Source organism: Rhodococcus sp. NPDC057014 (assembly GCF_042673295.1).
Lineage (GTDB): Bacteria > Actinomycetota > Actinomycetes > Mycobacteriales > Mycobacteriaceae > Rhodococcus_F.
In genome coordinates, this window is sequence record NZ_JBHUSF010000246.1 from 1 (window position 1) to 14,072 (window position 14,072).

Annotated in this window: 20 protein-coding genes and 1 pseudogene; 9 read left to right on the forward strand and 12 right to left on the reverse strand. The window is 67.6% G+C overall.

All coding sequences use genetic code 11. The features are described from left to right. Both ACFTZB_RS33380 and ACFTZB_RS33385 read left to right on the forward strand, forming a co-directional pair. Positions 1–402, forward strand: a 402-nt coding sequence (locus ACFTZB_RS33380; RefSeq protein ID WP_378438247.1) for a hypothetical protein, incomplete at its 5' end; no start/stop codon positions are given. 81 nt (positions 403–483) lie between these two features. Then, positions 484–1,074 (forward strand): class I SAM-dependent methyltransferase, encoded by a 591-nt coding sequence (locus ACFTZB_RS33385; RefSeq protein WP_378438249.1) that lies wholly within the window; start codon positions 484–486, stop codon positions 1,072–1,074. A 22-nt stretch (positions 1,075–1,096) separates the two neighbouring features. Here ACFTZB_RS33385 and ACFTZB_RS33390 read toward each other — a convergent pair whose 3' ends face one another. Continuing rightward, the gene (locus ACFTZB_RS33390) at positions 1,097–1,417 is read right to left on the reverse strand and encodes a hypothetical protein (protein ID WP_378438251.1); all 321 of its coding nucleotides are present in this window, start codon (positions 1,415–1,417) and stop codon (positions 1,097–1,099) included. A 228-nt stretch (positions 1,418–1,645) separates the two neighbouring features. Here ACFTZB_RS33390 and ACFTZB_RS33395 point away from each other — a divergent pair, with 228 nt between their 5' ends. The 3 genes from ACFTZB_RS33395 (at position 1,646) to ACFTZB_RS33405 (ending at position 3,694) form a co-directional block, all read left to right on the forward strand. Further along, entirely contained in the window at positions 1,646–2,353 is a 708-nt protein-coding gene (locus ACFTZB_RS33395; RefSeq protein ID WP_378438253.1) for an SDR family NAD(P)-dependent oxidoreductase, read from the forward strand. Next, a complete protein-coding gene (locus ACFTZB_RS33400) occupies positions 2,350–3,408 on the forward strand; it encodes an S-adenosylmethionine:tRNA ribosyltransferase-isomerase (protein WP_378438255.1) in 1,059 nt (352 codons plus the stop codon). The genes ACFTZB_RS33395 and ACFTZB_RS33400 overlap by 4 nt, the downstream gene beginning before the upstream one ends. 91 nt (positions 3,409–3,499) lie before the next feature. Then, positions 3,500–3,694, forward strand: a complete 195-nt coding sequence (locus ACFTZB_RS33405; RefSeq protein WP_378438257.1) for a CsbD family protein — start codon at positions 3,500–3,502, stop codon at positions 3,692–3,694. A 41-nt stretch (positions 3,695–3,735) separates the two neighbouring features. Here ACFTZB_RS33405 and ACFTZB_RS33410 read toward each other — a convergent pair whose 3' ends face one another. The 11 genes from ACFTZB_RS33410 to ACFTZB_RS33460 form a co-directional block, all read right to left on the reverse strand. Next, entirely contained in the window at positions 3,736–4,068 is a 333-nt protein-coding gene (locus ACFTZB_RS33410) for a gas vesicle protein K (RefSeq protein ID WP_378438260.1), read from the reverse strand. Continuing rightward, positions 4,061–4,270 carry a gas vesicle protein gene (locus tag ACFTZB_RS33415; RefSeq protein WP_124393800.1) on the reverse strand — a complete coding sequence of 70 codons (210 nt, stop codon included), beginning with the start codon at positions 4,268–4,270 and terminating at the stop codon, positions 4,061–4,063. The genes ACFTZB_RS33410 and ACFTZB_RS33415 overlap by 8 nt, the downstream gene beginning before the upstream one ends. A gap of 3 nt (positions 4,271–4,273) precedes the next feature. Then, positions 4,274–5,053, reverse strand: coding sequence for a GvpL/GvpF family gas vesicle protein (locus ACFTZB_RS33420; RefSeq protein ID WP_378438263.1), 780 nt, complete (start codon positions 5,051–5,053; stop codon positions 4,274–4,276). Next, complete coding sequence (locus ACFTZB_RS33425) at positions 5,040–5,447, reverse strand: gas vesicle protein (protein ID WP_378438265.1); 408 nt, start codon at positions 5,445–5,447, stop codon at positions 5,040–5,042. The genes ACFTZB_RS33420 and ACFTZB_RS33425 overlap by 14 nt, the downstream gene beginning before the upstream one ends. Further along, entirely contained in the window at positions 5,444–5,734 is a 291-nt protein-coding gene (locus ACFTZB_RS33430) for a gas vesicle protein (protein WP_378438267.1), read from the reverse strand. Before ACFTZB_RS33430 ends, ACFTZB_RS33425 begins: the two co-directional genes overlap by 4 nt. A 6-nt stretch (positions 5,735–5,740) precedes the next feature. Continuing rightward, complete coding sequence (locus ACFTZB_RS33435; protein WP_378438269.1) at positions 5,741–5,947, reverse strand: gas vesicle protein G; 207 nt, start codon at positions 5,945–5,947, stop codon at positions 5,741–5,743. Between the two features lie 3 nt (positions 5,948–5,950). Further along, entirely contained in the window at positions 5,951–6,739 is a 789-nt protein-coding gene (locus ACFTZB_RS33440) for a GvpL/GvpF family gas vesicle protein (protein ID WP_378438271.1), read from the reverse strand. After that, positions 6,739–7,149: a gas vesicle protein GvpJ gene (gene gvpJ / locus ACFTZB_RS33445; RefSeq protein WP_276138663.1), complete on the reverse strand. Its 411-nt coding sequence runs from the start codon at positions 7,147–7,149 to the stop codon at positions 6,739–6,741. The genes ACFTZB_RS33440 and gvpJ overlap by 1 nt, the downstream gene beginning before the upstream one ends. After that, positions 7,146–8,315, reverse strand: coding sequence for an SRPBCC family protein (locus ACFTZB_RS33450; protein ID WP_378438274.1), 1,170 nt, complete (start codon positions 8,313–8,315; stop codon positions 7,146–7,148). The genes gvpJ and ACFTZB_RS33450 overlap by 4 nt, the downstream gene beginning before the upstream one ends. A gap of 5 nt (positions 8,316–8,320) precedes the next feature. Beyond that, positions 8,321–9,037: a hypothetical protein gene (locus ACFTZB_RS33455; RefSeq protein WP_378438275.1), complete on the reverse strand. Its 717-nt coding sequence runs from the start codon at positions 9,035–9,037 to the stop codon at positions 8,321–8,323. 265 nt (positions 9,038–9,302) lie between these two features. Beyond that, a complete protein-coding gene (locus tag ACFTZB_RS33460) occupies positions 9,303–9,632 on the reverse strand; it encodes a hypothetical protein (protein WP_378438277.1) in 330 nt (109 codons plus the stop codon). An 840-nt stretch (positions 9,633–10,472) separates the two neighbouring features. Here ACFTZB_RS33460 and ACFTZB_RS33465 point away from each other — a divergent pair. From ACFTZB_RS33465 to ACFTZB_RS33480, 4 genes and pseudogenes are all read left to right on the forward strand, one after another. Beyond that, entirely contained in the window at positions 10,473–11,834 is a 1,362-nt protein-coding gene (locus ACFTZB_RS33465) for a serine hydrolase domain-containing protein (RefSeq protein ID WP_378438279.1), read from the forward strand. 41 nt (positions 11,835–11,875) lie between these two features. Continuing rightward, on the forward strand, positions 11,876–12,925 hold the full coding sequence (locus tag ACFTZB_RS33470) for a sigma-70 family RNA polymerase sigma factor (protein ID WP_378438281.1): 1,050 nt from the start codon (positions 11,876–11,878) through the stop codon (positions 12,923–12,925). A gap of 102 nt (positions 12,926–13,027) precedes the next feature. Further along, entirely contained in the window at positions 13,028–13,546 is a 519-nt protein-coding gene (locus ACFTZB_RS33475; RefSeq protein WP_378438282.1) for a toxin-antitoxin system HicB family antitoxin, read from the forward strand. Between the two features lie 54 nt (positions 13,547–13,600). Then, a pseudogene (locus ACFTZB_RS33480) lies at positions 13,601–14,072 on the forward strand (hypothetical protein); the annotation flags it as partial.

Below are 14,072 nucleotides of genomic sequence, written 5' to 3' on the forward strand. Positions count from 1 at the left end.
GCGACCGACGCTGCCGCCGTGCCGGCCGAGGGGGCCCAGCGCCCGGCGGAGGCCCCGGAGTCGGCGGGGGAAGCGCGACCCACGTCCGCCGAGGGAGCCCAACCGCCCGCACAGGACACCGACACCTCGGCCGGGCAGACGCTGTTCGCGGAGGACGAACTGTCGGTACTCCGCCTGCGCTGGGACGAGGTTCAGTCGGGCTTCGTCGACGATCCCCGAGAGTGTGTGCAGAAAGCGGACGGCCTCGTCTCGGACGTCGTCGACCGGATCACAACGGGATTCTCGGAGGCGCGCTCGCGGCTCGAAGAGCAGTGGGCCCGAGGTGAGGAGGGCTCCACGGAGGACCTTCGCCTCGCGCTGAAGCGCTATCGCGAGTTCTTCCAGCGACTCCTCGAGCTCTGAGCGAAGCAGGTGTTGCCGGAGCGATCAGGTCCTCTCGCCGACGATCCGTTCGGCGGTCGGGAACCGACCAGTCACGAGCGGATGACGGGGCTGCCGTGGGATGCGTCGTACCACGAGGGCCGTGCGCCCTGGGATATCGACGGCCCCCAGCCCGCGATCGTGCGGGTGGCATCCGAGGGCGGATTCGCCGGCCCGGTCCTCGACGCGGGCTGCGGAACGGGCGAGAATGCTCTGCACGTCGCCGCGCTGGGACTGTCGGTGGTGGGCGTGGACGTGGCCGAGACGGCGCTGGCGATCGGCCGGACGAAGGCCGAGGATCGCCGGATCGAGGTCGAGTTCACTGCGGCCGACGCGCTCCGTCTGGAAACGCTGGGACGCCGGTTCGCGACTGTGCTCGACTGCGGCCTGTTCCACACCCTCGACGCCGGCGAGCGGCCCGGCTACGTGGCGAGTCTGGCTTCGGTGACCGAACCCGGCGGGACCTTGTATGTGCTGTGTTTCAGTGACGACGGCCCCGACGCCGGCCCGCACCCCGTCAGCCGGGAGGAGTTGACGGCGGCGTTCGGTCCCGGATCCGGTTGGAACATCACAGCTGTCGAACCGGACCGGATTCACACGCGATTCCACGCCGACGGCGCACCGGCCTGGCTCGCGACCGTCACGCGGATCTAGTGTCAGTGTTTTCGAGTCGCGGTTATTCGGCGTTGCCGGTCGGGAAGTAGACCGATCCGTCACTACCGACGCAGCCGCCCTGGACGGGGCCGGGTCCGAAATACGCGCCGTTGACCGAACCGGCGCCACCGGAGGAATTCGATCCGACTCCGGCTCCCGCGACGCCGACCGCCCCACAGGTGTAGCTGTTCGAGTCGCCCGGCTCACTCTCCACCTGAACCTGGGTGCCTGGAGTCTTGGGATCCCCGTGAAGGTTCGGTGCGGCGGTCGCGACACCGGGTGCGGCGAAGGCGGCGAATGCAGCGGCCGCTGCGATCGCCGAGCGCACTGCGACTGTGTTCATGCGAAGTCACTCTCGATTCGGTCGGCGCCCGGGTTCGGCTCGCGGCTTCCATGCGGGGTCGTGGCACGGGGCGCATTCGTCTCAGGGTAGGGACTCATTATCGTCCGTTCGACCCGGGAATCCCACCCCCTCCGTCCGGGCACCACACCGCTGACGACGACCCTTGACATCAAGTGGACTTCAGGTTTCAGGATGGTGCCAGATGTCACTGGAGGCAAGGAGTCTGCGATGAACGGCACCAGAACGGCGCTGATCACTGGGGGATCGGCAGGATTGGGACGGGCGAGCGCATTCGCGCTCGCGGAGCGTGGCTGGGAGGTGATCGTCACCGGACGACGGGCCGAACCGCTCGATCGGGTCGCCTCGCAGGGGAGCACCATCACCGCAGTCCCCGGCGACGTGACGGATCCGCGTCATCGAGACCGCGTCGCCGAGGCGATCGCGGCGCGGGGTCGGCTGGACCTGCTCGTCAACAACGCCAGTGCGCTCGGGCCGAGCCCGATGCCCGCCCTGACCCGCTACCCGGAGCACGCACTGGCCCGGGTGTTCACGACGAACGTGCTGGCCCCGCTCGCCTTGATCGCCGCACTGATCGGGCAGGTACGGGCCGCAGACGGCACCGTGATCAACATTTCGTCCGATGCCGCGGTCGAGGCCTACGCGGGCTGGGGTGGCTATGGGGCGGCGAAGGCGGCGCTCGACCACGCCACCGCGGTACTGGCGGTCGAGGAGCCCGATCTCGCGATCTACGCGTTCGATCCCGGCGACATGCGCACCGCGATGCACCAGGCGGCGTTCCCGGGTGAGGACATCTCGGATCGGCCCGAGCCGGAGACCGTGGTCCCTGCACTGCTGAGGCTGCTCGAGACGAGACCGCCCAGCGGCCGGTACCGTGCATCCGACTTCGCGGCCGCGAACACCGGAGTGTCGTCGTGACCCGGGCGGGCAGTCGCTCGGTGACCGAATTCCGGTTCGTTCTGCCGCAGCGGTTGGAGGCGAGCGGCCCGCCGGAGGAGCGGGGCGTGCTGCGCGACTCGGTGAAGCTGCTCGTGTCCGATCGAGGAAAGCTGGTGCACAGCACATTTCGCGACCTTCCGCGCTTTCTCCGGCCGGGCGACGTGGTGGTGGTGAACGCGTCGGCGACGCTGGCCGCGGCCGTGGACGGCACCATCGACTCGCTGGGACCGGTGGTCGTCCACTTCTCCACCGAACTCGGGGGCGGGGACTGGGCGGTCGAGGTGCGAGCGCCGGGTCCGGCATCGGGAGCCCTCGATTCGGTCGCGGCGGGAACGCGGATCGGTCTGCCGCGGGGTGCCGTCGCGACACTCCACGAGCCCTGGCCCCGTGGTTCGGCCCGGCTGTGGCGGGCCTCGGTCGACGGCGTCGCGGACGTGGCCGCGGAACTGCTCGCCACCGCGGGCCGTCCGATCACGTACGCGTACGTCCACGAGCGCTGGCCGCTGTCCTATTACCAGACGATCTTCGGCCGCACCGGTGGGAGCGCCGAGATGGCCAGCGCCGGGCGGCCGTTCACGCATCCGATCGTCACCGGTCTCGCGACCTCGGGGGTGGTGACAGCGCCGATCCTGTTGCACACGGGTGTGTCCTCGCCCGAGCGTGGGGAGCCACCGATCCCCGAACGGTACGAGGTGCCGGAGCACACGGCGCGACTGATCAATGATCGCCGAGCGGCGGGCGGCCGCGTGATCGCGGTCGGCACCACGGTGACCAGGGCACTCGAGACCCGGGCAACGTCGGACGGGCTGGCTGTGGCGGGCGCGGGCTGGACGAACCTGGTGCTGAGCGCGGCGCGGCAGGCCCGCGTGGTGGACGGGCTGATCACGGGCTGGCACGCGCCCGGGGCTTCCCACCTGATGCTGCTCGAATCGGTGGTGGGAGCGGCGGCCGTCCGCCGCGCCTACGACGAGGCACTCGCGCGCGGGTATCTGTGGCACGAATTCGGGGACAGTGCGCTGTTGCTGCGGAGGTGACCGCACGACCGGATACGAACGCCGTGCGCTGCGTGATTGAAACCGGTGACGCAGGGCAATCGGAAGGGACCGCAGAGGACAGGACGGCGTCATGAATATGGGAAAGAAGATCCGGCACAAGGTCGAAACCGCCGAGGGCGCCGCCAAGAAGGCGGTCGGCAGGGCCACCGGCAACGCCCACCTCGAAGCAGAGGGGAGCAACGAGCAGGCCCGGGGCAACGCCAAGCAGATGGGCGACAAGGTCAAGGACGCGGGGAAGAAGATCAAGAACGCGCTCAAACATTGATCGCTCGAGCACCGATATCGGCGACGCTCGGCGAGTCAAGCCTATTCGTTCGACAGCAGCGGCCCCAGCGGTCCGAGGTCGATGTTCAGGTCCTCGGGTGTGAGATCGAAATGATCACGCAACTCCGCCATGCGTTCCTCGAGCAGCATGAGCGTCGTGCCGATGCGTTCGATCTGCTCGTCGCTGAGATCGCCGTGCTCGACCCGGCGCAGCGCCTGCCGTTCCATCAACTGGCGCAGTAGCTCCACGATCGTCAGGACGAGGGTGACCAGGCCCTTCTCGACGGATTCGGGATCGGCGTCGATCCGATGCGGCAATACCTGGCGACCGATGTCGCTCGTTATATCCGAATCGACCGGCTCGGGCTCAGCCATCGGCGGAATCCTGCTCGGCCGGATCCGGGACAAGTGCGCTCACCGACGCGATGAGCGTGCGCAGGGAGATGCGGACCATGTCGACGTCGGCGAGCGACAGCGTGATCTCACCGGTGATGACGACACCGCCGCCCAGCACCCGATCGAGTAGATCGACGAGCGCGATGCGGCGGGTGTCGTCCGCGGGGACCATCTCGCTCATGGCTCACCCGTCGATTCCGGCGAACGAATACGGCGGCCACGGTCCGGTCAATTCCAATGTGATTCCCGGACGTTCGGTGTCGAGCGCCGTGACGAGCGCAGCAAAACCCTCGACGCGATCGTTGTCGACGAGGTAGGTGCCGTTGAAGATCATCCAGGCCCGCTTACCGGTGAGCACCGGGTCGGTGACCTGTCGGCGTACCCCGTCGACCGCCCGGCCCAGGAGCGCGGTGTGAATTTCTCCCGCATGGCTCGTCGCCTTGCGTTCCACGTCCTGCTGCGCGGTCAACTCCGCGCGGCGGCGCAGTAGATACGCGGTTCCCTTTCCGGCCGCACCCGTCGGGGGCGGCTCCTCCTTCACGTCCTGCGACAGGATCTTGGCGTCGCCGTATCCTTTGACACCCCATTCGCTCCGACCGGTCACCCGGCGCAGCGTCGCACCGAACTCCTCCTGTCGTTCCGTGAGGAGGTGGCGGACGCGCTCGTCATCGAGATAGAGGGTCGCCAATCGCAAAGGAACGGTGGGGCAGTTGCGCAACACGGCCGCCACCACGGCGTCGTGTGCTCTCGCGGTCGCGGCCAGCCAGTCGAGGTCCTCGAGTTTGCGTTGCAGAGGTTCCTGCCCGAATTCGCGGAGACTCACCGTCCCCACCACCGCGACCAGACCCGACGCCGTCACCGCCCGGACCGGCTCGCCTGCCACGCCGGTGACCCCGGCGAGTTGCGCATCACCGACGCCGTCCGTGGTGATGCTGTAGAGCCAGACACCGTCATCCGCGGTCATCGTCGCGCTCCTGACGCCTCGCCTCCACCTCGACCGTGTCGGCGTCCTCGACGGCAGGTCGAACCGACCTGTCGGACTCGAGTTCGGCGATTCGCTCCCGCAACTTCCGGTTCTCCAGTTCGATGTCGCTGTTCTTGCCGGTCAGCCAGGGGTCGTGCTCCCACCAATCGATGCCCACCTCCTTCGCGGTCTCCAGCGAGGCGATCACCAGACGCACCTTGATGGTGAGCAGTTCGATGTCGAGCAGGTTGACCTGGATGTCGCCGGCGATCACGAGACCCTTGTCGAGCACCCGTTCCAGAATCTCGCCGAGGTTCGTCGACTGGTGCCCACCGCCGAAGCCGCCGCCCGAACTCTGCGGAAGGTTGCTCGCACCGCCGCCGACTACCGTCATGACTGCGCGCTCCCACTGTCACCGACACCGCGGATGTAGCGGCGGGTTCTGCGGTAGGACAACAGCTCTCCATCCAGATCCACGACCACCTCGTACAACGCGAGCATGTCCGTCGACGACGGGATCCGCCGATCCTCGACCACCTCCACCTCGACGGTCCAGCCGTCGTCGGTGGGCATGACCGATGTGGCACCCAGGGGTTTCTTGCCCGTCAACTTCGCGATGTCGCGCGTTGCAATTTCGGCGATCTCGGGCGCCGGCAACGGAGGTGGCTCCTCTTCTGCCATCGCCGATCACTCCCTCTCCGGACTGCTGGGCAGTGCCGTTCCGGTCATGCGGTCGAGGATGGCCTGCTGAGCCTGCTCCTCCTCGGCGGAGATCTCACCGGCCGCACGGGCGTCCTCCCACTCCTCGACCTGTCGCTGGATCAGCTCGGCCAGCGAGATCACCCCACGAACGGGGGCGAGCGGAGGCCCGGCGATGAACGACAGCAGGCCCATCGGTCAGCCCTCCGGCTTCTGCGTCACCACGAAGTCGTAGGCGGCGAGAGGTCCGAGCAGGCGCATCTCGACGCGGCCGTCCCACTGTTCGGCCAGGTCTCCGACTGCCTTCTCGAGTTCGTCCTGCCGGGCGACCTCGACGAGGACGGCGACCTGGGCGGCCTCCTCCTCGTGCGTCGGTTCCCGCACGTTGACCGCATCGGACAGCGACTCGAGCGCCTCGACCACCGTGCGCGTGTCTTCGTCCCGCTTGGCCTCGATGCCGTTGCTGACGATCTCGCCCAGCGCCATCCGGGCATCGCGGGTGGCCTCCTCGGGCTGATCCCGGATCGCCTCGACCAGCTCACCCGCTTGTCTGTTTTCCTCGATTATTTCCCGGAGGATCGCTTCCTCGACGTACCGCCCCTTCACGACGTACTGCGCTCGACCCTCGAGTTCCTTCAACGCTGCCGTGAATTCGTCGGCGTGTGCTTCGAGCAATTCCTTCTCGACGGCGTCCTCATCGGTCATGACCGCCCCGAAACGAAGTGGAAGTACCGGTGCCACGCCCGACGTACCGTCCAGCAGATGCGCGTGCGCCCGGAGGTCCTCCGGTTTCCCGAGCGGTCGGTCGACCGAGATCTCGCTGACGAGCGCCGCGATGTCGCCGTGTGTGACGACGGCGACCGGTCCGTCACACACACCGACCGCGTCCTTTTCGGCTTCCACATCCGCTGGCACGATGCCGTACACGTAGACACCGCTGGTCCGCGGCTCCTCGGGAGCGTCGTTGGCCTCTTCTGACTTAGACATCACTTGTCCCCTCGACTGGACTTGCGCGAAACCCGTTCGCGCTCAGGTTCTTCCTGCCCGCCGCCGAGGATGTCGCCGAGTTTGTCCCCCGCGGCCTCGAGCGCACCCTTGGTTTTCGATTTGGCGCCACCCTCGGTGACGTCGCCGACCAGGTCCGTCAGACCCTTCGGCTCGCCACTGCCGATCTCGAGCCGGTTCACGGCCTCCGCGAACCGCAGGTAGGTGTCGACACTGGCGACGACGACGCGCGCGTCGATGGTCAGCAGTTCGATACCGACCAGTGACACCCGCACGTAGGCATCGATGACCAGGCCCTTGTCGAGGATGGTGTCGATGACGTCGGCGAGGCTACTGGAGCTGGGGCCGCCGCTGACTCCGCCGCCGCCTCCCGCTGGTTGTATCGCCGTCATTGCCGCGCTCCTTGCCGTGACCCGGCAGATTTCTTGGCGGCAGTCTTACGCGGGCGGCCCCGCCTCTTCGGGGCTGCCTTGTCCTCGGCGGCCGCGGCGGTCTTGCGTGGGCGACCTCGACGTACTCGCGGGGGTGCTTCCTCGTCCTCCTCTTCCTCCTCGGACTCGTCTTCGTCGGGCTCCTCGGGCTCGTCCTGCTCCGACTCGTCCTGCTCCGACTCGTCCTGTTCAGGCTCCTCGTCTTCGCTCTCCTCGCCTTCGGTTTCGTCGGTTTCGTCGAATTCGTCCGACTCATCCGATTCGTCTGGTTGTGTATCGTCCTCGTCGGGCTCGACCACCTCGCCGTCCCGGATCTCCCCGCGCCAGCCCACCACCTCGTCGGGATGGAGAACGGACTGCGTCATGACGTGGCGGCCAAAGTGCTTCAACTCCAAGCGCGCTCGCCGACCCTGTGCACGCCACAGGTTCCCCGTCCGCTCGAACAAACCCTTCGGGTGATACTCGAGGATCAGAACGATGCGGGTGAGATCGGGAGTCACCTCGTGGAACGTCACCGCACCGTCGACATAACCCTTGGCACCCTTCGAGTGCCACACGATCCGCTCATCGGGAACCTGCTCGATGATCGACGCTTCCCACGTCCGGTGCGACAGGAACACCTGCGCCTTCCACTCGAGCTTCTCGTCCGCTTCCTGCTCCACCCGCTCGACCTTCTTCATGAAGGAGGGGAAATCGGCGAACTGGGTCCACTGGTTGTAAGCGAGCTGGACCGGGACCCCGACATCGAGCGTTTCGACGATGTTGGTCAACTTGAGCTTCTTGCCCTTGCTGCCGCCACCACCGGTGACGGCCTCTTTGACGTCAGAAGCCGTGTCCTTGACCATTTGCTTGGCGCCCTGCCAGCCACCGCTCACCGCCGACTTGATCGGTGATTCACCCTCGGCCAGCTTCTCGGAACCGGTCACGGCGGCGAGCAGGCTACCGCCGCCGCCCTCGGCGTAATCGGTGAGCCTGCCGGACGCGTTCTGCACCTTGTCGGAGACCGACGTGAGCGCCTTCTCCGTCACCGTGCCGGCCAGCTTCTGCAGTGCCTCCTGCAGTACACCCGACGATCCGCCCCCGTCTCCCGGTGCGGCTTCTCGCAGTTTGTTCGCGGCGTTCGTCATCGTGCTCACCGTCCGCCGCGCCGCACGGGCGCGGAATCAGTCGTGGCTTTGGCCCGTGTCCGGCGGCCGCGGGTCGGGGCTTCCTCGTCGTCCTCGTCCGATTTCGCGCTGCGCGACCTGCTCGTCGGGCGGGAGCTGCCGTTGCCGGACGCGCGTCGACGTGCGGCGGGTCGCTTGCGGGGAGCGGGTTCCTCCTCGTCGGCGGCATCCTCCTCGTCGGGTTCGGGCTCCTCGTAGTCCTCGTCCTCGTCCTCGTCGGCGTACTGTTCGTCCGGCTCTTCGTCGACTTCGGATTCGTCGTACTCCTCGTCCTTGGAGCGACCGCGTCGCTTGCGACCGAGTTTTCCGAGACTGCTGAGTTTGCCGACCGAGTTGCCGACACCACCCACGGTGTCGTCGACCGTGTCGCCCACGTCGCTGACGGCTTCGCCGCCGCCGGACAGAATCCGGTTGTTGAGCTGGTTGATGCGCTGACTCGCTGCGGTGACCGCCGCGGCCTTCGCTGCGCTGACCAGCTCCTGTCGAACCGAATCGCTGATCTTGGCGAGCTCGGGGGAGTTCGCGAGCACTTTCGTGCCCCGTTCCAACAAGTCGCGTGGCCCGCCGGGGAAGCGTCCGGTCGCACCCGCGGCCGCCAGCATCAGTGCCATTTTCATCCTGTGTGTTCGGCCCAGCATGTACCCCGCGCCGACGGCCAACGCCACCTGACCTTTGGTTTTCATCGTCGAACCCCTTTACCGAGTAGTCGCCGGCGCACCTCTCGCCAACTTCGGCAATGTGTCGCAATACCGTGCGCGGTAAGGGGTCGCCGTTTCCCGACTACCCCAGCTGCAGGACGCTCAACCAGCGGCGGAGAAGTCGGTTCCGCCGACGTGCCGCGTCGCACGCCTCTCACATATCCACACGGTCGGCGTCGAGATCGACGCATCTTTGGCGAGTTTCGAGAGTGGTTCAGCTGCAATGCTTTCCGGGCTCAATGTGGAGATGTCACTGGCTGGCGGCTCGTACCGCTGCGACAATCACCGCGACAAGGAGCACCAAAATAAGCACCACGAGTAATACGGGTCCGAGCAACAGCGCGACGATCAGAAGGAGAACAAGGCCGAACTTGGCTTTGCCGCTCAATCCGGACACCAGCGCCTTGATCGCGGCCCACACCGGATTCTTACCCGTCAGGGCGGCGCGGATGCCTTCGAGTCCGGCTCCGACCCCGGCGTTGCTGTGTATCACGTCGTGGACGAGTGACGCCAACCATTCCTTGAATTTTTGCCTGAGATTCTGCGCCTCCATTTCGCCGCGGTCCCGCAGTGCGTCCACGAGGCTGCGAACCTGGTCCTTCAGCCACTCGGTGACATCCCCGAAGTCGTGCGGAACCGGATCGGGCAGGCGCGCGCGGCCGGAGCTGGAGGATCGGGTGTGTGCCGGTGAGCGGGACCCCGTGTCCCGGGGATGCTTCGCCGTCGGCTTCGTGACGGGTTCGGTGCCGGCGTCCGTTCGCGTCGGCCGGGCCGCCGTCTCGGTCCGTCGGGGAAGGCCGTGCCGCGATCCGGCCGAAGTGGTTGTCGAGGCTGCCGGTCGCCTGGGCGGCAGCGGTTGCCTCCGCGGCAGCCGTCCCGGGGGAGCGTCGGCGAGCGCCGTCGACCGTGTCGTCGTCCTCTCTCGTGCGCCCATACACCCCAATTACCCTCGGGGAAATTCTTGAAACCGGAGCGGGCACGGCGGCAATCCGGGCACGGCGGATTGCCGCTCCCCGCGTTCGTCGAGAGGGTCGTTTCTGGTGACGATGAGCGGGTCGGCGGGGGGTGAACGGGAATTTCGCAAATTGCCGATGTGGAGGTCGTCGGACCCCGAGACCTCGATGTGGTGCGGGTACGCGCAGGGAACGAAATACACGTCCCCCTGCTCGTATACCAGGTGGGGGCGTCCGGGTCCATGTCCGTCATCCGCGCCGATCCGCGCCGTACATAACCTATTTCGCCGCCGACGGCACCGCGGGATCGCCGATTCGCGCATAGGTGAGTTCGTTGGCGTTGGCGTGCCGAGGCCGCGTCGCGTGCTCATGGATGGCTCCCGGGCTAGGATTTCGAAAGAGGCATGCCGGCTGGTACCGCCCATCGGCGCGGTACTCGAATTATGGCCGAGGCGGTGATGGCGACGATGAGCGATTCCCCGGTGGAATTCATGCGGGGCCGGAGAGCTGGAGTGGGTCGGTTCCGCGCACTGCGAGTCACTCGCTTCGCTGTGTTCACGGCGTGCGGCGCCCTGGTGATCGCGGGGTGCTCACCCACGTCCGAGCCGGCTTCGGAGACCGGTTCCCCGCCTGCCGCGACGACGGCGACGGGGACCGCTGCTCCGGGTTCGGCGCTCAATTCCATCGATCCGGCCGCATTCCAGGCCGCGGTCGATGCTGCCGCCGCGGAGCTGATGATCCCCGGCGCGGTGGTGCATCTCCGCACCCCGCAGGGAAACGTCGACGCGGTGGTCGGCACCACGGAACTGGGTGCAGGCACACCGCCGGATGCGCAGACCCATTTCCGGATCGCCTCGAACACCAAGACGTTGACGGCGGCGCTGACGGTCTTGCTGGCCCAGGACGGAAAGCTCCGGTTCAGTGACCCGGTGTCCACTTATGTCGCCGACGTGCCCAACGGCGAGAACATCACCATCGCACAGCTGCTGACGATGCGTAGCGGACTGTACAACTACACGAGTTCGCCGGAGTTGGCGGCGAGTCTGGACAGCGACCCGGCGAAGGCCTGGACGCCTCAGGAGGTCCTGGACATCGCGTTCAGCCGGCCGCCGGAGTTTCCGCCCGGCACGTCGTACGAATACAGCAACACCAATTACGCGTTGCTGGGTCTGGTCGCCGAGAAGGCCGGCGGCCGCCCACTGCCCGAGCAGTTCCAGGAACGGTTGCTCGGGCCGCTCGGGCTGAACCAGACCTCTCTTCCCGCCGCCGACGATACGGCGATCCCGGACCCGTATTCGCACGGTTACATGTACGGCGAATCGGCGTACGCACTGGTAGACGAGCCGTATCCCGCCGACATACAGGCCGCCGCGCGGGCGGGGACACTGCAGCCCCTCGACTACACCAACCAGAATTCGTCCTACGCCACCGCCGCCGGGGGCGCCATTTCCACGGCGGACAACCTGGCCGCGTGGATACGGGCACTGGTCTCCGGCGAAGTTTTGAATCCGGAATACCAACAACAATGGAGGGACAGTCTGCAACCCGAGGACCCGGACGCACCCGACGGGCAGCAATACGGTTACGGGATCAGCTATCAGCGGTTCGGGCCGAATGCGTCGATGTACTACCACGGCGGTGAACTGCCAGGCTTCAACTCGTTCATCGGGTACGACCCGGACAACGACGTCACACTGGTGATCTGGGCGAATCTGACCCTCTCACCCGAGGGCACAACCACCGCGAACGCGTTGCTGCCCACCGTTCTCGACGAGATCTACGCCGGGATGTCCCTGGCGCCCACACCCGCCCCCACACCCACCAGGTGATGCGCGGTGCACGAGACGCCGGTGGGGCAGAATCATCGTTCGTGAGCGACAACTCCGTTCGAAGACCGCACGCGTCGGCAGGAGCCGAGGATCCCGACCTGGCCAGAGCCCGGGACGGAGACGACGCCGCGTTCACACGGCTGGTCGGACCGTTGCGCCGCGAACTGCACGCCCACTGTTATCGCATGCTCGGCTCCAGCCACGATGCCGACGACGCCCTGCAGGACGCTCTGCTGCGAGCGTGGCGCGGTTTCGCGAAATTCGAAGGCCGCAGCGCATTGCGTTCCTGGCTGTACACCGTCGCGACGCGCACGTGCCTGGACGCCGTCGAATTGCGCGGTAGGCGGGCCCTGCCCGTCGACCTGGGTCCGTCCAGTGATCGTGCCGTCGTCGGCGACGTCCCGCTGACCGAGGTGGCGTGGCTGGGTCCGTACGCCGATGCCGGACTGGCCGCCGGTGCGGCGGGGCCGGCCGCCCGCTACGAGCAGCGCGAGGCCGTCGAACTGGCATTCGTTGCGGCACTGCAACATCTGCCGGGCAATCAGCGGGCGGCCCTGCTGCTCTTCGAGGTCCTGGGGTTCTCCGCCGCCGAGATCGCCGCCGCCATGGGCACGACGACGGCATCGGTGAACAGCGCGCTGCAACGGGCCCGGGCGATCGTGGCGGAGAAGATTCCGTCGGTGACCCAGTCGCGGACCCTGCGCGAGATCGACGACGCGCGTCTGCGTGCTCTGGTCGCCGGGTACTCCACCGCGTTGGAACGCGGTGATGCCGACGCTCTGGTCGCTCTGCTGACCGACGACGTGACCTGGTCGATGCCGCCGATGGCGCACTGGTACCGCGGTCTGGCCGCGGTCACGGATTTCGCGGTCCGGGTCCCGCTCACCGGATGCGGTTCGTGGCGTCACCTGGCGGTCGGTGCCAACGGCCAGCCCGCCGTGGCCTTCTACCTGTGGGACGAGGACGCCGGCACCCACCTCCGTTGGTCGATCACGGTGCTGACCCTGCGCGGCACCAAGATCGCAGAGCTGACCTCGTTCATCGGTCCGGAACACTTCGATCCGTTCGGTTTGCCCGAATCATTGCCGTGACCTGCGCTCACGGCGACCGACCGGGCCGCCGTGACGCCACGGTGGCACCGAGAAGTCCAATCAGTCCTTGCCATGGCACCACCATGGTGCCATGATGGCACCATGGATCTCACGCCCTATGTCGCGTCCCTCCGCCACGAACTGGCCGTAGCCGCCGAGGCCGGGGGAGAGGACGCCCGCGCCCTCGCCGAGCGACTCACCGCACCACTGGAGTCCGGAGTCCGGCTCGCGCTACTCGACGCGCTGTCGGCGGCCGCCAGTGAAATCACCCGCGACCTCGCACCAGGCTCGGTGGATCTTCGCCTCCGCGGACGTGAGCCCACGTTCGTCGTCACTCCCGCGCCCGTCGAGCAGTCGTTCGAGGAGCCGGCCGCAGCCGGTCCGGACGTGACGCCGCCGCGTATCGCGGAAGTGGAAGACGGCGCCATGACCCGGATCAATCTTCGTCTCTCACAAGACCTCAAGGACCGCGTCGAGGAGGCCGCTCGGGAGGCCGGACTGTCCGTGAATGCCTGGCTCGTCCGGTCCGCGGCCGCGGGGTTGGAGTCCGCCGGCGGCAGTGGTCGTTCCGAACGGCGCGCCCCACGCGGCGCCGACCGTTTCACGGGCTGGGTGCGCTGACCGGCCCTGCCCGCCCGTCCATTCATTCGCCCCAGCACATTCGGGAGGACAACCATGCCCACCTTCAGCACCCCGGCGCCGATCTCGGCCACCGTCGAACTCGTCGTCGGCGACGCACGGATCACGGCGAGCGACCGCGTCGACACGGTCGTGGACGTGCGCCCCGGCGACAGCTCGCGGGAATCGGACGTTCGCGCCGCCGAGCAGACCCGCGTCGAGTACTCCGCGGGAAGGCTGCTGGTCAAGGCGCCGAAACAGCGCGGACTCGGCCTGTTCGGCAAGGCCGGCTCCGTCGACGTCACCATCGCGTTGCCGAGCGGCTCCGAGTTCGACGGCGAGGCGTCGGTGGCGACGTTCCGCGGCACCGGCCGGCTCGGAGCGTGCCGGGTCACGACGTCGGCGGGCGACGTCCAACTCGGCGACACGGGCCCGCTGGACGCGCACACCGGGGCCGGCACCGTCACCGTGGACCACGTCGCGGGCGATGCGGACCTGAGCACGGGGTCGGGCAAACTCCGCGTCGGAG